Annotated in this window: 19 protein-coding genes; 13 read left to right on the top strand and 6 right to left on the bottom strand. The window is 52.6% G+C overall.

All coding sequences use genetic code 11. From position 1 onward, the window contains the following. The first annotated feature begins 2 nt into the window (after positions 1 to 2). Positions 3 to 962 (top strand): fimbrial protein, encoded by a 960-nt coding sequence (locus J9880_RS04960; RefSeq protein WP_232770169.1) that lies wholly within the window; start codon positions 3 to 5, stop codon positions 960 to 962. 58 nt (positions 963 to 1,020) lie between these two features. Here the strand turns inward: J9880_RS04960 and J9880_RS04965 are convergent, their stop codons facing one another. Both J9880_RS04965 and J9880_RS04970 read right to left on the bottom strand, forming a co-directional pair. Continuing rightward, positions 1,021 to 2,046, bottom strand: coding sequence for a M48 family metallopeptidase (locus tag J9880_RS04965; RefSeq protein ID WP_232770170.1), 1,026 nt, complete (start codon positions 2,044 to 2,046; stop codon positions 1,021 to 1,023). A gap of 3 nt (positions 2,047 to 2,049) precedes the next feature. Continuing rightward, positions 2,050 to 3,240 (bottom strand): YjgN family protein, encoded by a 1,191-nt coding sequence (locus tag J9880_RS04970; RefSeq protein WP_232770171.1) that lies wholly within the window; start codon positions 3,238 to 3,240, stop codon positions 2,050 to 2,052. A gap of 259 nt (positions 3,241 to 3,499) precedes the next feature. Between J9880_RS04970 and J9880_RS04975 the strand changes: the two genes are divergently transcribed. The 4 genes from J9880_RS04975 (at position 3,500) to J9880_RS04990 (ending at position 7,958) form a co-directional block, all read left to right on the top strand. Continuing rightward, positions 3,500 to 4,003, top strand: coding sequence for a GNAT family N-acetyltransferase (locus J9880_RS04975; protein WP_095924490.1), 504 nt, complete (start codon positions 3,500 to 3,502; stop codon positions 4,001 to 4,003). A 44-nt stretch (positions 4,004 to 4,047) separates the two neighbouring features. After that, positions 4,048 to 4,788, top strand: a complete 741-nt coding sequence (locus J9880_RS04980) for a MurR/RpiR family transcriptional regulator (protein WP_095924489.1) — start codon at positions 4,048 to 4,050, stop codon at positions 4,786 to 4,788. Positions 4,789 to 4,935: 147 nt separating this feature from the next. After that, positions 4,936 to 6,468, top strand: coding sequence for a PTS transporter subunit EIIC (locus J9880_RS04985; protein ID WP_095924488.1), 1,533 nt, complete (start codon positions 4,936 to 4,938; stop codon positions 6,466 to 6,468). Positions 6,469 to 6,524: 56 nt separating this feature from the next. Beyond that, positions 6,525 to 7,958, top strand: coding sequence for a 6-phospho-beta-glucosidase (locus J9880_RS04990; protein WP_119822441.1), 1,434 nt, complete (start codon positions 6,525 to 6,527; stop codon positions 7,956 to 7,958). Positions 7,959 to 7,996: 38 nt separating this feature from the next. Here J9880_RS04990 and J9880_RS04995 read toward each other — a convergent pair whose 3' ends face one another. The 3 genes from J9880_RS04995 to rraB all read right to left on the bottom strand — a co-directional run bounded on the left by J9880_RS04995 (position 7,997) and on the right by rraB (position 11,627). After that, positions 7,997 to 9,556 carry a glycoside hydrolase family 43 protein gene (locus tag J9880_RS04995; RefSeq protein ID WP_119822440.1) on the bottom strand — a complete coding sequence of 520 codons (1,560 nt, stop codon included), beginning with the start codon at positions 9,554 to 9,556 and terminating at the stop codon, positions 7,997 to 7,999. 13 nt (positions 9,557 to 9,569) lie between these two features. Then, a complete protein-coding gene (locus tag J9880_RS05000) occupies positions 9,570 to 11,000 on the bottom strand; it encodes a glycoside-pentoside-hexuronide (GPH):cation symporter (RefSeq protein WP_095924485.1) in 1,431 nt (476 codons plus the stop codon). Positions 11,001 to 11,201: 201 nt separating this feature from the next. Further along, positions 11,202 to 11,627, bottom strand: a complete 426-nt coding sequence (rraB, locus tag J9880_RS05005; RefSeq protein ID WP_095924484.1) for a ribonuclease E inhibitor RraB — start codon at positions 11,625 to 11,627, stop codon at positions 11,202 to 11,204. Between the two features lie 168 nt (positions 11,628 to 11,795). On the opposite strand from rraB, the gene argF reads away from it, so the two are divergent. Together argF and J9880_RS05015 are read left to right on the top strand one after the other, a co-directional pair. Next, positions 11,796 to 12,803, top strand: a complete 1,008-nt coding sequence (gene argF, locus J9880_RS05010; protein ID WP_119822438.1) for an ornithine carbamoyltransferase — start codon at positions 11,796 to 11,798, stop codon at positions 12,801 to 12,803. Between the two features lie 175 nt (positions 12,804 to 12,978). After that, the gene (locus J9880_RS05015; protein WP_232770172.1) at positions 12,979 to 14,781 is read left to right on the top strand and encodes a sugar phosphorylase; all 1,803 of its coding nucleotides are present in this window, start codon (positions 12,979 to 12,981) and stop codon (positions 14,779 to 14,781) included. On the opposite strand, the gene J9880_RS05020 is transcribed toward J9880_RS05015, so the two are convergent. After that, the gene (locus J9880_RS05020; RefSeq protein ID WP_232770173.1) at positions 14,756 to 15,232 is read right to left on the bottom strand and encodes a YhcH/YjgK/YiaL family protein; all 477 of its coding nucleotides are present in this window, start codon (positions 15,230 to 15,232) and stop codon (positions 14,756 to 14,758) included. The two genes, J9880_RS05015 and J9880_RS05020, sit on opposite strands and share 26 nt — an antisense overlap. 381 nt (positions 15,233 to 15,613) lie before the next feature. On the opposite strand from J9880_RS05020, the gene pyrB reads away from it, so the two are divergent. The 6 genes from pyrB (at position 15,614) to J9880_RS05050 (ending at position 20,864) form a co-directional block, all read left to right on the top strand. After that, the gene (pyrB, locus tag J9880_RS05025; protein ID WP_232770174.1) at positions 15,614 to 16,549 is read left to right on the top strand and encodes an aspartate carbamoyltransferase; all 936 of its coding nucleotides are present in this window, start codon (positions 15,614 to 15,616) and stop codon (positions 16,547 to 16,549) included. A gap of 19 nt (positions 16,550 to 16,568) precedes the next feature. Next, positions 16,569 to 17,033 (top strand): aspartate carbamoyltransferase regulatory subunit, encoded by a 465-nt coding sequence (gene pyrI / locus J9880_RS05030; protein ID WP_095924479.1) that lies wholly within the window; start codon positions 16,569 to 16,571, stop codon positions 17,031 to 17,033. Between the two features lie 55 nt (positions 17,034 to 17,088). Continuing rightward, positions 17,089 to 17,475 carry a 2-iminobutanoate/2-iminopropanoate deaminase gene (ridA, locus tag J9880_RS05035; protein ID WP_095924478.1) on the top strand — a complete coding sequence of 129 codons (387 nt, stop codon included), beginning with the start codon at positions 17,089 to 17,091 and terminating at the stop codon, positions 17,473 to 17,475. A gap of 208 nt (positions 17,476 to 17,683) precedes the next feature. Then, a complete protein-coding gene (locus J9880_RS05040; RefSeq protein WP_119822435.1) occupies positions 17,684 to 19,135 on the top strand; it encodes a circularly permuted type 2 ATP-grasp protein in 1,452 nt (483 codons plus the stop codon). Next, on the top strand, positions 19,129 to 20,070 hold the full coding sequence (locus J9880_RS05045; protein ID WP_095924472.1) for an alpha-E domain-containing protein: 942 nt from the start codon (positions 19,129 to 19,131) through the stop codon (positions 20,068 to 20,070). The genes J9880_RS05040 and J9880_RS05045 overlap by 7 nt, the downstream gene beginning before the upstream one ends. After that, on the top strand, positions 20,070 to 20,864 hold the full coding sequence (locus J9880_RS05050; RefSeq protein ID WP_119822434.1) for a transglutaminase family protein: 795 nt from the start codon (positions 20,070 to 20,072) through the stop codon (positions 20,862 to 20,864). Before J9880_RS05045 ends, J9880_RS05050 begins: the two co-directional genes overlap by 1 nt. Positions 20,865 to 20,873: the final 9 nt, after the last annotated feature.

Consider the following 20,873-nt stretch of genomic DNA (forward strand, 5'->3'; position numbering starts at 1 on the left):
AAATGAATAATTTCATTGGAAATATAAAAAAATTAGGCACCGCAAATAATAGTCTGCGGTCGCTGCTGGCCGTGCTGCTATTGATCTGTGGCACGCATAATGCCATGGCACTGGGCGTTTGTGATTACCCTGCAACATTCGGAAAATTGACGCTCAACCAGGAAATTGCGGATACAGGAAACCTGCCCGTAGGTGCCGTACTCGGAGGCTATAGTATGAGCCAGCGATATACGCTGGCTAACAGTTGTACTGGTGATTACCGCCAATATACAACTGGCACTTTTCCGGTATATGACAGTACTACCTATAAAAGCGGTGTTACCGGGGTAGGGATCCGGGTGTTAATAAACAATGAACTCGTACCCACCAACAATAATATTAAGAATCTTAGCGGAGACGGTTCTACCCCGATTGTTATTCGAAAGGTAGAGGTTAATTTCGTTAAAACAGGAGACATCGTACCCGGCAGTGTAACACCAGGAAAATTAACGCAAGTGTCTTTTGAAGACAGTGCTGGCACAAAAGAAGTATTTTCAGTGGAAATCGGCACTGTAGTTGTGAAGGCGCGTTCGTGTGAAATCACGGGGTCAAGCGCGATCCCTGTACCGATGGGTGTTGCCCAAAAAGAAGATTTTGGCGGTATAAATTCAACCCTTACCCCGGTGAATGTCCAGATCCCACTGCAATGTCATACTGATACCACGGTGAATATCAAATTTGATGCGCTCTCTTCTCTGGGTAATGGAATTATCGATTTAGCCGAAGGTGGGGCAGAAGGTGTCGGTATTCAATTGAAAATGAATGATAAGCCGGTTGAATTCGATACAAAAACATTTGTCACCAAAACGACTAAAGAAGGCACTTTCAATATTCCTTTAACGGCGGCATATATACGAACTGACCAGGTTATCAAAGCCGGAGAAGCAAAAGCGGTCGCGAACTTCACCATAACCTACGAATAATCGTTAGCGTCTGACGGGTTCTTGGCCCTAATCCGTCAGACACATTTACGGACAACATCTACTCCCTCTCAGCCTCCCTGATATGCTCTATTCGCGACGCCATAGCCGGATGCGTACTCAGCCAGTCAGGCAAATATCCCTTTATTTTCTCATCCTGCCCCTCTGCAGATAACCGGCTGTAAATCTCAGCCATCGGTTCCAGCGAACGCCCTTCCCGCTGCATTTCAGCTATTGCCCAGTCATCCGCTTCACGCTCCATCCCGCGCGAAAACTGTAACTCATTCGCCAGTGATGCGGTTTGCAACAGGGTATCGCCGATACCGCTCACATCCCCCGTCATCCACAACAACGTCAGAGAGACCAGCGAAGACCTCACCAGCATGCGCATCGGGTGGCGGTAAGCGTGATGACCCATTTCGTGCAGCATAACACCCGCCAGGGCATCATCTCCGGGGCTCAGTGCCACCAGTTTATCGCTGAGGATCAGCGTGCCATCCGCCAGCATAAAGGCATTGGCGACGTCCGGAATATTCATTAGCTTCAGTCTGACCGGGGTACGGTCATGGCGTAATGAAGGTGGCGTCACCTGCTGAAAGAGCTGCTGAAGGGCTTTCTGCTTTTCTTCAGGCAACGTCGAATCCTGGAAATCACTGGCTCTCAAAAGTGTCAGTGTGTGATGCCCGAGATTTTGTTCAATCGTCGTCGGTATTCGCTGCGCAATGACATTGCTTACCCACGGCAGCACGCCCCAGATATAAAAGGCCACCAACACGCAGGTCGCTGCCAGTGTGAGAAGCACACCGCGTTTATGGCTTTCCATGCGGTATATCCAGCCCGGCCTGCGGTGCTGGCGCAACCAGTGGCGGAACGCGCTGTCACTGGCAGGCACAAAACGGCCGCCATCGGGGAACGTCAGAAACAGCGGGATCGTCCCCAGCGCATCAGATATTTCGACATCGCTGAGAGAAAACGTCGGGTTAAGGTTTTCAGCTTCCAGCGTCAGGCGCGGGTCATCCGCCAAAAAAAGGCGGGCAGCCTCACGTGCTGCCCGTCCCGGAGGCTGATAAAAGCCTTCAATGATCATGCATTACATTCCGACGCCGAGATCAAACGCCTGAGCGACTTCTTCCGCCACGGCGGTATTGGCATTGTCGGTATGCGCCTGAACTTCCAGCAGCGACAAATCACCAGTCACCGCCGTGCAGGCCGCCATATAACGTGCGGAGCGGACATGCGCGACCGGCGTCGCCAGCCCCAGCGAAAACACCACAATCAAGGCATTGGTGAACAGCAGGCCAAGATAAGAGGCGGTTTTCATGGAAGAGCGCAGTCTGACGCGGTCACCGATTTGCGTCTGGTTAAAGACGTAATTACGCACCGCGACCACCTGATAGCTCGCCACGACCAGTGCGCCGACAAACATAATGACGAAGGCCAGGATAAAGCTGAATAAATTGCTCATCAGCATCGCACCCGCCATGTCCTCAGACATGCCGCCCATATACGCCATTTGTAAGAGCGTGGTGAAGAATGATCCCATCAGCCACAGGGCGACGATCAGGAAAGGCAGGAATAAAACAATGCCCAGCAGGCTGTATTTAATAAACGCCGCTTTTTTCAGATCAGCGCGGAAAGCGGTATTTCCGAAAAAGAGATTATTCACATACAGGTCGTGAGTCATGGCGCTGATAATACCCTGCACCGCGGCCACGCCCGGTACCAATGCCACCGCCACTAACACCACACTGATCAGGATCGCGCTGATACTGGCCATCTGAACGGCAATTAATACCACGGCCGTGATCGGAATATACAGCGCCAGCATTAACAGAATCGGACACAGATACATTGTCCAGTAAGCACGCCCGACTTTGCAGTGATAGTTAAAACGCACGCCACGGTAACTGGTCATGATCGCGTTATAACGCCAGCTGCGGATCACCACCCACGGCAACAACGCGAGGAAGGCCAGCGCGATGAGCAATGCCAGCTGAGGTAATATTGCGGCCAGAATATAGAAAACGATAATACCGCCCACCAACAGCAAACGCCCTTTCAATATCTGAATGGGTTTGGCATGATAATCAAACCGGTCGCCATTAATTTCGGTATTTCCCAGGAAATAACGACGACGGCGAACGGTCGCCCATGCCGAATAAATCCCCAGAGTGATGATGGTTAATAATGCATTAACCAGCCATATTGCGAAATATTCTCCGCCCTTGCCATGAAAACGAACCTGATGAAGGTTATCGTTGAATTGATTATTATCTGACATTTTTATCTTTCGTCCTGAAAGGAATGGGAAACCGCCTTTCTTAAAATAAAGAAAGGGGCATAGCACATTGTGTAACGATGAAGATTTAATCATGTACCTGTACTTTCAGGCAATGGATTATTGCGTCTGCCAATGAAAAAAGTTCTCATTTGAGTTAAGTAAAACCGCCGGAGAACGCCTGCGGCGTTGCATCGGCACGCCCTAAAATGGTATTAAAACGGTCTGTTTGATTGCCTGTTATAGAAACTGAGTGAGTAACATGACGACCTCCCTGCCTGTCAGCGTGTTGGTGCGCCCGATCCGCCATGAAGATAATGCTGCCATCGCCAACGTGATCCGCCACGTTTCTGCCGAATTTGGCCTGACCGCCGATAAAGGCTATACCGTGGCTGATCCCAATCTGGATCACCTGTTTGAAACCTACAGTCAGCCGCGCTGTGCTTACTGGGTGGTGGAACTTGATGGTGTGGTCGCGGGCGGCGGCGGTGTTGCGCCGTTATCCGGTGCGGATAACGATCTCTGTGAATTGCAGAAGATGTATTTCATGCCTGCGCTGCGCGGTCAGGGGCTGGCAAAACGTCTGGCATTACAGGCCATTGAACATGCGCGCCAGCAGGGCTTTGGCCGCTGCTATCTGGAAACCACTGCCAGCCTGACACAGGCCATCGCCCTGTATGAGCGTCTGGGTTTCCACCACATTGACAGCGCACTCGGCAACACCGGCCATGTCGATTGTGAAGTGACGATGTTAAAACATCTCTGACACCGTTTTCGTTCTTTATTAGCTCTTTGCAAACAGGCATCTGAATGTTCACACATAAAGCCATTTCAGCGTTAAACGAACTGGAGCTGACGGTTTACAACTACATCGTCAAAAACGGCGATAAAGTGATGTACATGACCATTCGCGAACTGGCGGATGCCGCCGGGGTGTCCACCACCACGGTGTTGCGCTTCTGCAAGAAAATGGACTGCGAAGGTTACTCCGAGTTTCGTATCCGTTTTAAACTGTTTTTAGAACATGAAGAAAAACCGCCGGTGTCTTTTGGGATCAGCGAGATCATCAGTTATTTTAAAAGCATTAATAACAGCGAATTCGATGAATTATTAGATAATGCAGCCCGCCAGATTGCCGGGGCGCAACGCATTATATTTGTCGGCGTCGGGACATCGGGTTCATTAGGAAAATACAGCGCACGTTTTTTCTCTAACGTCGGTAAATTCAGCACCTTTATCGATGATCCTTATTTCCCGATCAACAGCGACATGTATAAAGACGCCATTGCGATTATTCTTTCTGTTTCCGGTGAAACGGAAGAAGTGCTGCGTTTCGCCACTCAGTTCAGTCAGCACAATTGCAAGATCATCAGCCTGACCAACAGTGAAACCTCAACACTGGCGCGGATGGCAGACCTCAACATCTCCTATCACATGCCGCAAATTGTGCTTGAGGGGGAATACAATATTACCACTCAGATCCCGGTACTTTATATTATCGAGACCATCGGAAAAAAATTACCTTTAATAAAACGTGACACAGCGCAATGAAAAAACAGGGTGTTTTTAAGATGTAACAAATCACCCAACCTGTTTTTTGTTATATCGTGACAATACCCTTTCTTTTGCTACACTCCTGCCAACGAGTAAAACAACAAAAAAGCTCACCTCTGTATACCCGCAGGAGAATAATAAATAATGGCCATTGATTACGCTCAAACAGCTCAGGATATTGTTAAATATATTGGCGGCGATAATAATGTGATTAGCGTCACACATTGTGCAACCCGATTACGTTTCGTTCTTAAAGATAATAAAGCCGTCGATAAAGAAGAATTAAAACGGGTAAAAGGCGTGATTACCGTGATTGAGGCCGGCGGTCAGATGCAGGTCGTTATCGGCAACCATGTCAGCGATGCCTATAAGCAGGTGCTGAAACTGATTGAGATTGATGAAAACGCCCCGGTCTCCGCGCCCAATGTCGGCATCGTCAGCCGCGTGATGGACGTGATCTCCAGCATCTTTACCCCTTTCCTTTATCAGCTGGCCGCCTGCGGTATCTTGCAGGGGATTATTTCCTTCCTGGCCGCCATCGGGATTATGGACGCCAACAGCGGCACCTACCGTATTCTCAACTTTGTGTCATGGACGGCGTTTACCTTCCTGCCGGTAATGATTGCGTTCACTGCCGCGAAAAAATTCAACGTCAATCCTTTCACAGCGGTGATTACGGCCTGCGCGCTGATCAGCCCTGATTACATGAATATGCTGACGGCGTTTAAAATCACGTCGATCAATTCCGCCGATCCGGCCATGCAGCAACTGATGCGTGAAGCCGTGAGCAATCCTGATATCGCCAATATTCTGCAAAACGTGGTCGGTATTCCGGTGTCCGCGCCGACGCTGGATTTCCTCGGTATTCCGGTGAAATACCTCAGTTACACCGCGTCGGTTATCCCGATCATTCTGATGGTCTGGGCGATGTCGTACATCGAACACTTCTTCAATAAAGTGCTGCCGGTGGTGATCCGTAACCTGTTCACGCCGATGTTCTGTATCGCCATTATGGTGCCGATGACCCTGCTGGTGTTTGGCCCGGTCGGTAACCTGATTGGTGGCGCGATTGGCGGCGTGTATAACTACCTCTATCACCTCAGCCCGACCATTGCCGGATTCGTGGTCGGTGCGTTCTGGCAGCCACTGGTAACGCTGGGCGTTCACTGGGGCATTACGCCGGTTACCGTTGGCAACTACGCCACACTGGGTTACGACACCTTCACCGGCCTGCAGGCGTCAGCTGTCTTCGCGATGACCGGCAGCATGTTCGGCGTGTACCTGAAAACCCGCAGCCGCGAAATGAAAGGTATCTCATTGTCGGCTGGCGTCACCGGCCTGTTCGGTATCACCGAACCCGCCATTTACGGTGTGGCGCTGCGCCTGAAAAAACCTTTCCTGTGCAGCTGTGTCGCGGGCGGTATCGGCGGTGCAATTGCCGGTTCCTTTAATGCCGTTTCCTGGAGTTACTGCCTGCCGGGTATCGCCGTGCTGCCGGTGTTCTTCAAAGAAGGCCACATGCCGCAGTTCCTCGGCTTCCTGCTGTCGATTACCGTCGCCTTTGTGCTTGGCGCGCTGTTCACCTGGCTGGTCGGATTTAAAGATGAACCCGACGTTGCCGCGACCAAAAAAGTGCAGGCAGAAACCCGACGCGCCACACAGGCCGAAATGAATTAAGTCTTAAATTACAGTGTATCGGGCGGGAGTTTCCGCCCGCATCAAGGGAGAACGGAATGAGTCATCAGTTACCAAAAGATTTCTTATGGGGCGGCGCGGTTGCGGCGCATCAGGTTGAAGGCGGCTGGAACCAGGGCGGCAAAGGCATCAGCATTTGTGACGTCCTTTCCGGCGGCGCGCACGGCGTGGATCGCGTGATGACCGACGGCGTGCTGGACGGTTACAGCTATCCGAACCACGAAGCTGTCGATTTCTACTCGCACTACAAAGAAGACATCGCGTTATTCGCTGAGATGGGCTTCAAATGCTTCCGCACCTCGATTGCCTGGACGCGTATCTTCCCGAACGGTGACGAATTACAGCCAAATGAAGCCGGTCTGCAATTCTATGACGACATGTTTGATGAGCTGCTCAAACACAATATCGAGCCGGTGATCACCCTTTCCCACTTTGAAATGCCGTGGCATCTGGTGAAGGAGTACGGCGGCTGGAAAAACCGTCAGGTGGTGGATTTCTTTGTGCGTTTCAGTCAGGTGGTGATGGAGCGTTATAAAGGCAAAGTGAAATACTGGATGACCTTTAACGAGATCAATAACCAGCGTAACTGGAAATACCCGCTGTTCGGTTATTGCTGTTCCGGCGTGGTGTTTACCGAGCATGAAAATCCGGAAGAAACCATGTATCAGGTGCTGCATCACCAGTTCGTGGCCAGCGCCAAAGTGGTGAAACTCGGGCATGACATCAACCCTGATTTCCAGATTGGCTGCATGATCGCCATGGTGCCGCTGTATCCGTTCTCCTGCCATCCGGACGACGTGATGTATTCCGTGGAGGCGATGCACGAACGTTTCCTGTTCAGCGACGTGCATATGCGCGGTTATTACCCGGCCTATGCCCTGAAAGAGTGGGAGCGCCGTGGTTTCAACATCAAAATGGAAGACGGCGATTTGCAGGCGCTGCGTGACGGCTGCGCGGATTACATCGGCCTGAGCTATTACATGAGCAACGCCATTTCCGCGCACAATCCGAGTGATGATAACGGCTTGTCCGGCTTTGCGGGCAGCGTGCCGAACCCGCACGTAAAAGCCTCCGACTGGGGCTGGCAGATTGATCCGGTCGGTCTGCGCTACACCCTGAATATCCTGTACGAGCGTTACCAGAAGCCGCTGTTTATTGTGGAAAATGGCTTCGGTGCGATTGATAAAGCGGGCGACGATGGCGTTATTCATGACGATTACCGCATCGCCTATCTGAAAGCGCACATTGAGCAGATGAAAAAAGCCGTGCTGGAAGACGGTGTGGATCTGATGGGTTATACGCCGTGGGGCTGCATCGACTGCGTGTCGTTTACCACCGGACAATACAGCAAACGTTATGGCTTCATTCACGTCGATAAAAACGATGATGGCAGCGGCACAATGGCACGCTCGAAAAAAGAGAGTTTCGGCTGGTATCAGAAAGTGATTGAGAGTAACGGGGACGTACTTTAAGAAGATGATAGCCAGCTCTCGCGAGCTGGCTTTATGGATTATCGGGCGCTCATCTGGAAATATGAAAACTCGCCGTATCCCGTATCAGAATTCACTTCTGACGCCGCCGAGTAAATGCCGGTTTTCGCCCCCACCCACTTCCCTGCAGAAATGGCTAATGGAGGTGCAACCGCTTTCCAGTCTTCGGTTTCGGCCTGTCTGAAAAAGAAATGGCAGATGCCACGTTGCAATACCTCTGCCCTGATGAACACCGCCTCATGGCGAATGAGTGCCGCCAGCACGGTTCTTTCCTGGCTCAGAACGCCTTTATCACTCATCCACCCGAAGTCAAACACCAGCACCCACTTGCCTTCCTGCTGGCACACCGAAACCGCGCCGTATCTTTCGCCATACATTATCAAACCACTTTGCTCACCGTCGTGGTTAAAATGCGGATCCAAACGTGTGGTCACCGTGAATTCTGGTGCCGGGAATTTCTGCAAAAGCAGTTGTGGCGTGTCATATAAAGACCGTGCGCCAAATGGACGGCAGGCCACTTTAAGGCCCGCCGGCGACGGGATAATCCAGTCACGTTGCGGGTTAGCCTGCCACTGCCATTGCAGACCGAAGCGCCCCTCTGCAAAACTGTCCGACGTTTGCGGATCGCATCGCAATCCGTGCGGATAGACGGCGGGTTTAACATACATGGATACCGGCTGCCCCAGTCCTTCAGCATTCATTTCTTCGCCGATTTCCGGCCAGTCGTCGTGGTTCCAGCGCAGGGGCTGCAAATGCACTATCCGGCCATTGTGGGCGGCATCCTGAAAATGAACAAACCAACATTCGCCATTTTTCAGTTCCACCCAGCCACCCTGGTGGGGACCGTTCACTTTCGAGGTGCCCTGATGCAAAACATCGCGAACCTCAAACGGGCCGCTCATCTGGCGGGAGCGTAATACGGTCTGCCAGCCACTTTCGACGCCTCCGGCAGGCGCAAAAATATAATACCAACCATTACGCCGGTAGACTTTTGGCCCCTCAATGGTCGGATGGGAAACTGCGCCATCAAAAATGATTTGGCCCTGGTCGAGCAATGATGTTGCGTCAGGAGCCATTTCGCAAAGCTGTAACTGATGTTTGATCCCGGAACGGCTATAGGCAAATGCATGAACCAGCCATGCGCGCCCGTCTTCATCCCAGAACGGACAAGGGTCGATCCAGCCCTTCACCGCTTTAATACAATGCGGCTCGCTCCAGTCTTTAGCCGGATCTTCGGCGTAAGACATAAAAATGCCTTCATCGGGCATGCTGTAAAACACCCAGAACAAGCCCTTGTGATAACGAATACTCGGCGCCCAGATCCCTTTTCCGGGCTGCACACTGTCATAGGCCGGATAGTTAATCCGCTGCACAACATGGTTAATAATCTTCCAGTTCACCAGATCGGTTGAATGAAGCACGGGCAGACCCGGAATATGATTAAAACTCGAGGCCACCATGTAAATATCGTCGCCCACACAGACAATATCCGGGTCTGAATAATCTGCATGCAAAACAGGATTCTGATAATGCCCGTCACCCAAATCGGCATGCCAGCCAGAGTGGTTAGTCATCTCCATATCGAACTCCCCCTTATTTAACAACCATCACCGGATCCAGATTACCGGCTTCATTTTCCTGCTCGCGGACAATATCCCCACTGCGTTTCGCCAGATCGGTCTGAATATTCTTCATCGTGGCATCATCGAGTTTGTAGAAACGAGCCAGGAAATAGAGGATCAGATACGACACTGAAGGCCCAACGGTCAGAAGGCCAATAATGCCGGTGGTTGCCAGCGCTGTCTGTGTTTCTGCACCCGCATGATAGCCAAACCAGCCCAGTGAAAAGCCAACAAATGCCCCCGCAAAAGCCATACCCAGTTTTAAGGCGAACAGATTGCCGGAAAAAGACAGCCCGGTGATCCGCCGGCCTGTTTTCCACTCACCATAATCCGCCGCATTAGCCATCATGTTCCATTTAAACGGCTGGTACATCTGGTGTAAAAAACCAATGATGAAATACAGTGGAAAAATAACCGGCAGGTATTTCGGCGGGACAAAAAACATCACCACGCCCGCAAGGACCAACAGCAGATTGATATTCTTAAACATCGTCAGCGTGCTAAACCGTTTGGCAAAGTACCCCGCCGCTATCGCCCCAAATATCGTGCCGACTACGCTGGTAGTGATAAACGTACTTTTCATCGCCGTGCCACTGACCAGACTCTGTCCTTTATCCAGCATCAGATACGTCGCGTAATACAATGTCGCGGAACTGCGCATCACCCCGGCCATGCTGGAGAAAAAGGTAATGATGGCGACAATACGCCACTGATCGTTCGACAGCAGATTTTTCAAGTCACTGAACACCGATACCTGACGGGTATCCTCCGCCGTGATCCGTTCTTTGGTGAAACAAAAACAGAACACCAGCATACAAACAGCAATCGCACCCATTACTGCCATCGTCGCCTGATATCCGGCCTGCAGATTTTCTTTACCGAAATAATCCACCAGCCACAAAGTGCCGACAGAAACCAGTAAACCTGCCAGGGAAGAAATAGTGAACCGATAGGATTGCGCAGACAGCCGGTCTTTATCATCCGTGGTAATTACACCGCCCAGCGCGCAGTACGGAATATTGATAAAGGTGTAACACAGCATCAGCAATGAATAAGTAATGTAGGCGTAAAGCAGTTTTCCGGAATGGCCGAAATCAGGCGTGGTGAAGGTCATAACTGCCAGCACGGCATAAGGAATAGCAAACCAAATCAGCCACGGACGAAAATGCCCCCAGCGGGTTTTCACGCGGTCCGCGATAATGCCAGTTAGCGGATCGCTGACGGCATCCAGAATGCGCGTAACCAGAAACATTACCCCGACAGCAGCGGCGGAAAGCCCGTAGATATCGGTATAAAAGTACGTCAGAAACATCGTCACTGAGGAATAAACAATCCCGCAAGCTGCGTCACCCATACCAAAACCGAGTTTTTCTATAACAGACAATTTCTTTACGGCTGCCATAATCTGACTCCACGTCATGAGGTAGAATATCTTTCAGAATTGGTATGTTAACTTTTGGCAGGTGTATTGAATTTAACCATATTTTGCTTATGGTTTATGAAATTTACCAAACGAGAGGCGTCTCACAAAGGAGGGGGGGGGCAACAGAAATAAAAAAGGCTGCTTTATTCAGCAGCCCTTTTGTTTCAGATTCAGAAAAAATTAATGACGTTTTCCGTCATCATCTTCATCAACGACATCTTCGTCTTCGCCGTCTTCACCTTCTTCGTCGTCATCGCCTTCGAAGTAAGTGCCCCAGCCGTCGTAGCTGACGCCGTTGGCTTCGGCCAGATTCATCAGTTGCTCAACCTGAGTGTCGATCAGTTCCGCTTTCAGCGCGATTTCGCTGATCACGTCACAGCACATCACGACAGACCCGTCTTCCACTTCCAGCTCTTCAGCGTCAGTGACTTCATAACCCAGTTTGAAAGCTTCGACCGCCGCTTTCTCCAGCACTTCAAACTTCTCTGAAGATAAATGGTGTTCGATGGTGTAAAGCGCGTCAGGATCACTGCCATCATCCAGCAGTTCTTCGATGATTAAGCGAGTCTCTTCACGTTGTTCTTCAAGCAATTCACGGTTTGCCATATCTCTGTCCTCAATCAATGTGACGTTTGTACGCTATTTTCACACACCGCAGGGCGCGTCTCCACTATTAAAGAGAAAGTTTTCTCGCCGGGGTTGTATTTGCATATTCATCCAGTTAAATTGAATTTAAATTCAATCCGAAATGCTTACGCGCTATGGAGCGACATCATGAGTTTGTTGAGTAAACGTCATTTTCTCAGATTACTGGATTTTACCCCGTCAGAGATTTCGTCCCTGCTGAAACTCTCCGCAGAGCTGAAAGCCGCCAAGAAAAACGGCAGCGAAAAAGCCAGCCTGCAAGGCAAAAACATCGCGCTCATCTTCGAAAAAGACTCAACCCGCACCCGATGCTCTTTCGAAGTTGCCGCATACGATCAGGGGGCGAAAGTCACCTATCTCGGCCCAAGTGGCAGCCAGATCGGCCATAAAGAATCCATGAAAGACACCGCCCGCGTCCTCGGCCGGATGTACGACGGTATTCAGTATCGTGGTTATGGTCAGGAAAAAGTGGAAATTCTGGCGCAATACGCCGGTGTACCGGTGTGGAACGGCTTAACCAACGAATTTCATCCGACGCAACTGCTGGCTGACCTGCTGACCATGCAGGAGCATCTGCCGGGCAAACCACTGAAAGGTATGCGTCTGGCCTATCTGGGCGATACCCGTAACAATATGGGCAATTCCCTGCTGGAAGCCGCCGCGTTATGCGGGCTGGATTTACGTCTGGTCGCGCCCTCCGCCTGCTGGCCGGAAGCCGAACTGGTCGCCACCTGCGAACAACTGGCCAAAGAAAACGGCGGCAGCATCACCCTGACGGAAGATATCGCGACCGGCGTGAAGGATGCCGATTTCCTGTATACCGACGTCTGGGTGTCCATGGGCGAGCCGAAAGAAGCCTGGAAAGAACGCATCGCTCTGCTGCGTCCTTATCAGGTCAACCGCGCGATGCTGGCGCTGACCGGCAATCCGCAGGTGAAGTTCCTGCACTGTCTGCCTGCGTTTCATGACGACCAGACCACCCTCGGCAAGCAGATGGCAGAAGAATACGGTCTGCACGGCGGCATGGAAGTCACCGATGACGTGTTTGAATCCAGTCACAGCGTGGTGTTCGATCAGGCAGAAAACCGTCTGCACACCATCAAAGCGGTGATGGTCGCCACTCTTGGCAACCTCTGATTTTTCTCCGGCGTGCAGAAAGGATGCGCTTCCTGCACGCTCCCGTCTTTACATCGTTTTGCACTTTATCCCGCCTGTTCCCGTCAGAAGACCTCATTTTCAGCTACCCTTTTTAGAGCGCTTTGGTTTTAACGTATCCAACAAAAAAACAGAAACGCAGTAAGAAGGAACCGATATGAGCTCAGTTAATCTTGAGTATGTCCTGCGGCTGGAAAGCCTGTTGAGCAGGATATACCCCAGGGAACACATCGCCGACCTGCTGAAAAAAATCCTGCATCTCGCCGACAAATGGAATTACGGCAAACACCGCACCACCCGCTGGGTGGATGGCACCAACATTTACCTGATTACCTACGGCGATAACATCCGCCACGGCGATCAGCCGCCGCTGGCGACGCTCAATCACTTCGCCAACACCTATCTGCGCGACATTATCAGTGATATCCATATTCTGCCGATGTACCCCTACAGTTCGGATGACGGTTTCAGCGTCATCGACTACCGGAAAATCGACGAACATCTCGGCGGATGGTCCGACATTCATCACCTTTCGCACAATTTCAACCTGATGTTTGACTGCGTGATCAACCACATATCCCGCTCAAGCGCGTGGATGAAAGGCTATCTGCACGACGATCCGTATTACAAAGATTATTTTATCGCCGCGAATCCCGAGCTGGATTACAGCCGTGTCGTGCGCCCGCGCGCCTCGCCGCTGCTCTCGCCTTTTATCAAAACCGACGGCACCGAACTCTATCTGTGGACGACGTTCAGTGAAGATCAGGTGGATATCAATTTCAAAAATCCGCAGGTGCTGCTGGAAAGTATCGATGTGCTGTTGCAGTACGCCGCCAGCGGCGGGCGGTCGATCCGCCTCGATGCGATTGGGTATATCTGGAAGGAAGCCGGGACGCGTTGTATCCACATGCCGCAGGCGCATAACATTATCAAAGTCTGGCGGACGATCCTTGATGAAGTGATCCCCGGCACGCGGATCATCACCGAAACCAACGTGCCGCATCACGAAAACATCAGCTATTTCGGTGAAGGCGATGAAGCGCACATGGTGTATCAGTTCCCGCTGCCGCCGCTGACCTTGCACGCCTTTTTGCGTCAGGACACCACCACGCTCACGCAATGGGCGCAGAGTCTGAACGCGGAAGCCCGCTATCCTGACACCACCTATTTCAACTTCCTTGCCAGCCACGACGGCATCGGTTTACGTCCGACAGAAACCTTCCTCAGCGATGACGAGCGCAAATTCATGGCGCAGGAAACGCTGCGTAAGGAAGGCCGCGTCTCCTATAAAGACAACGGCGACGGCACCCATTCGCCGTATGAACTGAACATCAATTACCTCAGCGCGCTGACCGAACCGGAAGACGATACCGAGCTGAAAGTGCGTAAGTTTCTGGCGGCGCAGGCGCTGTTGCTGTCGTTTATCGGCGTACCGGCGATTTATATCCACAGCCTGCTGGGCAGCGAGAACGATCTTGAGGGGATGCATCAGTCGGGGATCAACCGCCGTATTAACCGTAAAAAGCTGGATCTGCCGACTATCGAGGCCGAACTGGAAAAACAGGACGGTTTGCGTGCACGCGTGTTTTACGGTTTACAGGCTCTGATCAGACACCGCCGTGAGCATCCGGCTTTTTCGCCACAGGCCGGTCAGCGCGTGTTCGATCTGGGTAAATCGCTGTTTGCCATGGAACGTTATGATCCGATAACCGAAGATCGGATCAGCTGCATTTTCAATATCAGCGATCATTCTCAGATGCTGAAACTGGCGGTGGAAGGGAAAGATCTGATTGGCGGAGAAGTGTTTAACGGCCAGATGCGACTCCAGCCGTGGCAGGTGGTGTGGATCAAACATAAACTCAAAGCGCCGGAACGTCTCGGCAGGCTGCGTCGCTGGCGGATGAAGCTGATCAAGCGGACAAAACGCTACACGATCAGCGTGAAGCGCTCAATGCGCTGACGTTCATTTTCACTACCGCTTTACGCACGTTCACCGGTTCACCGACGGCGCACAGCGGCTTATGCACTTCGCCCGGATAAAACACCACGAAATCGCCGGTCTGCATGATCATGGTTTTTTCCTGCTCACCGGCAGCCAGAAACGCGATGTCTTTATCTTCCAGCCAGTCGGTATCGATATAACCGGCCGGTAAGTTGCTGAATGTCATGCCTTCGGTGCCGTTGAGGATAATCTGGATATCCAGATTACGCGCATGGAACTCAGCGCGGCGCTCAGCCTGCGGGGCAGTCATGTCATTGGAAATCAGCACAAACGCGTCGTCGCCACGGATATCGTGTTTGCCCAGCGGCGTGTCCGCCGTGATGTGTTGCTTAACGTATTCAATGGCCTCGCGCAGTTCAGCGGGCAGATAAGGGACGAGATGCAGTTGATGGATATTGCCGGTTATCATGGTTTTCCCTTCGCTAATGTGAAAATGAAATACTGTTTCAATGTCTGCCCATAATAATGCACCCGAAGGCGACACCCTTTGATCCAGTTAACAGTTTTTGTCTTCGTTTTCCGTCATACCAATCGTTTGCCTTCAGGCCGTTTTTCCGCTTGATGTCGTCAATGACCCGCGTATAATGCGCCACAATTTGCCGGGAGAACCCATGAACAATCGCCACGTTTTGTGCTCAGATGATCGACCAAACACCGTGCCTTCAGGCAGCCCGCTGCCGTTGTTCTTCCGTGGTATTGCCGTTTTACTGAAAGCCCCTCATTGAGGGGCTTTTTTTTGTCCGGAATTTGAGTAGCCGATTTTTTACGCGTAAAGAACAGGAGAATGACTATGGCCAATCCGCTGTATCAGAAAGACATCATTTCTATCAACGATCTCAGCCGCGAAGAGCTGGAACTGGTACTCGATACCGCTGCCAGCCTGAAAGCCAACCCGCAGCCTGAATTGCTGAAACACAAAGTGATCGCCAGTTGTTTCTTCGAAGCCTCAACCCGCACCCGTCTGTCGTTTGAAACGTCCATGCATCGTCTGGGTGCCTCGGTGGTCGGTTTCTCCGACAGCAGCAACACCTCGCTCGGCAAAAAAGGCGAAACGCTGGCCGACACCATTTCGGTTATCAGCACCTATGTCGATGCAATTGTGATGCGTCACCCGCAGGAAGGCGCGGCGCGTCTGGCGACCGAATTCTCCGGCGGCATTCCGGTGCTCAACGCAGGCGACGGCGCGAACCAGCATCCGACGCAAACCCTGCTGGATTTGTTCACCATTCAGGAAACGCAGGGGCGTCTCGACAACATCAAAATCGCCATGGTCGGCGACCTGAAATACGGCCGCACGGTGCATTCCCTGGCGCAGGCGCTGGCGAAATTTAACGGTAACCGTTTCTACTTTATCGCGCCGGATGCGCTGGCGATGCCGGGCTACATCCTCAGCCTGCTGGAAGAGAAAGGCATCGAATACAGCCTGCACAGCAGCATCGAGGAAGTGGTGTCTGACATCGACATTCTGTACATGACCCGCGTACAAAAAGAGCGTCTGGATCCGTCGGAATACGCCAACGTGAAAGCCCAGTTTGTGCTGCGCGCCGCCGACCTGACGAATGCCCAGCCGCACCTGAAAGTGCTGCATCCGCTGCCGCGTATCGACGAGATCACGCCGGATGTCGATAAAACGCCTTACGCCTGGTATTTCCAGCAGGCCGGTAACGGCATTTTTGCGCGTCAGGCGTTGCTGGCGCTGGTCCTGAACGCAGACACTGCACAGTAAACTTGAGGAGAACACGATCATGACACACGACAATAAACTTCAGGTTGAAGCCATCAAATGCGGCACGGTGATTGACCATATTCCGGCGCAGGTCGGCTTTAAATTACTGTCCCTGTTCAAGTTTACCCAGACCGAACAGCGCGTGACCGTCGGCCTGAACCTGCCTTCCGGCGAACTGGGCCGCAAAGACATCATCAAAATCGAGAACACCTTCCTCACCGACGAACAGGTTAATCAGCTGGCGGTGTATGCCCCGCGTGCGACGGTCAACCGCATCGACAATTACGACGTGGTGAAAAAGCTGATGCCGACGCTGCCGGAGCGGATTGTCGGCGTGCTGCGCTGCCCGAACGGCAACTGCATCAGCCGTTTTGAACCGGTGGATTCCAGCTTTGCGGTCAGGCAGCGTGCGGACGGTGTGCATCTGAAATGCAAATATTGCGAGAAAGAGTTTGAGCATCAGGTCGTGCTGAACAACGATTAACCCTTTATACTGAGGGATAATTTTTTATTCACCTTAACTCAAATCAGGAGACATTATGTCCCGCGAAATCAGCACTGAAAACGCCCCTGCCGCTATCGGTCCTTACGTTCAGGGCGTGGATCTGGGCAGCATGATCATCACTTCCGGCCAGATCCCTGTGGATCCTAAAACCGGCGCTGTCGCTGACGATATTTCTGCGCAGGCGCGTCAGTCACTGGACAACGTGCAGGCGATCGTGGAAGCCGCTGGCCTGAAAGTTTCAGACATCGTGAAAACCACCGTTTTCGTGAAAGATCTGAATGACTTCGCCACCGTTAACGCCACGTATGAAGCCTTCTTCACCGAGCACAACGCGCCCTTCCCGGCCCGTTCTTGCGTTGAAGTGGCCCGTCTGCCAAAAGACGTGAAAATCGAAATCGAAGCCATCGCCGTCCGCCGTTAATCCGCGCCAGTGATGCACCAGACCAGCCTGCGGGCTGGTTTTTTTTGCCCTGTTTTCAGGCAAAGGATCCTTTTATCGCCCTATAATTAAGCAGACCTGCCTCATTTCCCCTGATTTTCTCTGCGTTTTGCACGCTGGCACACTTTATGCCTGATCTTCATTGTTATTGAACGATTCAATTGCGGCCTGTCCAGTTTGTGAGGTGATGATGATCAAGATTGACCTTTCCGATTCACCCTTTTTTGATGAGATGTTAATGGCTGAAGGGAAACACCGCAGCCATTATCAGGCCTACTGGCAGTGGTTGCAGCAAGCCGACCAACAGGCAGTTCAGCGCAAAAAAGAGGAAGCCGCGCTGCTGTTCCACCGGGTGGGGATTACCTTTAATGTTTACGGTGAAGATGATGGCGCGGAACGGCTGATCCCGTTCGACAGCGTGCCGCGCATTATTCCGGCCAGCGAATGGCAGATGCTCGATCGCGGGATCCGCCAGCGGGTGCAGGCGCTGAATGCTTTCCTGCATGATATTTACCATGACCAGAAGATCCTCAAAGCAGGGATCGTCCCGGCCGAACAGGTGCTGGCCAATGATCAGTATCAGCCCTGTATGCAGGGCATTGATCTGCATCGCGATACCTACGCGCACATTGCCGGCACCGACATGGTGCGCGGCGGCGATGGCGAATATTACGTGCTGGAAGACAACCTGCGTACGCCGTCCGGCGTGTCGTACATGATGGAAAACCGCAAAATGATGATGCGGTTATACCCCGAACTGTTTGCCGAGCAGCGTATCGCGCCGGTGTCCCGCTACCCTTCCCACTTACTGCAAACCCTGCGCGAAAGCACCACGGTCAATGATCCGACCGTGGTGGTACTGACGCCGGGCCGCTTTAACAGTGCCTATTTCGAGCACAGTTTCCTCGCGCAGCAAATGGGCGTTGAGCTGGTAGAAAGCGTCGATCTGTTTGTGAAAGACGGCGCGGTGTTTATGCGTACCACCGCCGGGCCGTGCAAAATTGACGTGATTTACCGGCGTATCGACGATGCATTCCTCGATCCGCTGGCGTTCCGCGCCGATTCGATGCTCGGCGTGCCCGGCCTGCTGTCGGTGTATCGATCCGGTGGCGTGGTGTTGGCGAATGCCATCGGCACCGGCGTGGCGGATGACAAATCGATCTACCCGTATGTGCCGGAAATGATCCGCTACTATCTGGCAGAAGATCCGATCCTCAATAACGTGCCGACCTGGCAATGCCGCAAGGAAAGCGACCTGTCTTTCGTGCTGGCGAATCTGGAAAAAATGGTGGTGAAGGAGGTTCATGGCGCAGGCGGTTACGGCATGCTGATTGGCCCGACAGCCAGTAAGGCGGAAATCGACCGCTTCCGCGAATTGCTGCGTACCCGCCCGGAAAACTACATCGCCCAGGAAACGCTGGCGCTGTCCACCTGCCCGACCTTTGTCGGCAACGGGCTGGCACCGCGCCATATCGACCTGCGGCCTTTTGCCCTGACCGGTGCGGAAATCCGTCTGGTGCCGGGCGGGTTAACCCGTGTGGCGCTGGCGGAAGGTTCGCTGGTGGTCAATTCATCTCAGGGCGGCGGAACCAAAGACACCTGGGTGCTGGAAGAAAATCCGACGGAGGATGACGCATGCTAAGCAGAACAGCCAGCGAACTGTACTGGATGGCGCGTTATCTGGAACGCGCCGAGAATATCGCACGCCTGCTGGACGTGACCAACAAACTGTCGATGATGTCGATCCGTGATGTCAGCGCCCGTGATGAAAATAACGACCTGCTGGTGCCGCTGACCATGACCGGTACGCGCACCTTATTCAGTGAGCATTATCCGCAGGAAACCATGAGCAATCTGCTCAACTTTTTTGCGCTGGACAGTGTCAACCACAGCAGCATTTTCAGCTGTTTGCAGATGGCGTGGAATAATGCCCATGCCGTGCGCGGCAGCCTGTCGTCTGAGGTCTGGGAAAGCATCAATGCCACCTGGATTGAGATGAAACTGATCCGCCGTCAGGGCGTCGGTTCTGCCGGAGCGGATTCCTTCTTCGACTGGGTGAAGGAGCGTTCACATCTGTTTCGCGGCGCGATGTTCGGCACGTTGCTGCGCAGCGATGCACAGAATTTTATCCGCCTCGGCACCATGCTGGAACGCGCAGACAGCACCGCGCGCCTGCTGGATGCCAAAAACCAGTTACTGAATGCCGATGAAGATCCGGTGCGCGAATACTACCGGATGGATACCTTGCTGCGCGCCGTCAGCGCCCGCGAGGCGTTCCACACCCTCTACAAACAGCAACTCAGCCAGAAACGTATTGCGGAGCTGCTGGTGCTGCGCCGCGAGTTACCGCGCTCCCTGCTTTCCTGTGTCGAAATCATGGCCGAACAGCTGGAGGAAATCGGCGGCAGCGCGGGCAATTTGCCACGCCGCCGCGTCCATACCCTTCATGCACAACTTCGTTTCACCGAAATGGACGAGATCGTTGAGATGGGTCTCAGCCCCTGGCTGATGCAGTTTCTGGATCAGACCAACGCCATCGCTGAGAGCATTCATCAAACCTATCTGGAGGCTCAATAATGAAACTGAATGTCACACATCAGACGCATTACACCTATGCGCAACAGGTTAAACACAGCACGCAATACCTGCGCCTGACCCCGCAGGATTCCAGCCATCAGAAAATTTTATCCTGGGATCTGACCCTGCCGGAATACGCCACCCGCACGCTGGATGCCTACGGCAATGTGCTGCATGTTCTGACGCTCGATCAGCCTCATCAGGCCATCACCATTGAAGCCAATGGCGTGGTAGAAATTGAAGACAACACGGAAGATGACAGTTGCGGACACCTCTCGCCGCTGGTGTTTTTACGCACCAGCCCGCTGACGCTGGCCGACGGTGCCATCCGCGATTTCGCCAGCCGCTATTACCGGCCACAGGCGCAACATGAAAGTCTGTGCAATCTGATGGGCGAATTGCTGCTGAAAATGCCGTATAACCCCGGCAGTACCACGGTGAAAGACAGCGCCTCGCAGGCGTTTTCGGCACAAACCGGCGTCTGTCAGGATCACACTCACGTGTTCCTCGCCTGCTGCCGCAGTCTGGGCATTCCGGCACGCTACGTCAGCGGCTATCTTTACTCGGAGGATTCCACTCATGTCGCCATGCATGCGTGGGCGGAAGCCTGGCTGGATGACCGCTGGCAGAGCTTTGACGTCACCAACAACACCTGCAAACCGAATCAGCATTTGAAACTGGCTATCGGCATAGATTATCTTGATGCATGCCCGGTTCGCGGCGTCCGGCTGGGCGGAGGAAGCGAAGACATGCGCACTGTCGCGGCCGTCGCCATGCTCGACGTTCCGCAATGATCCTGAATG

The organism is Rahnella victoriana (assembly GCF_021276285.1).
In the GTDB taxonomy this organism is placed as follows: Bacteria; Pseudomonadota; Gammaproteobacteria; order Enterobacterales; family Enterobacteriaceae; genus Rahnella; species Rahnella victoriana.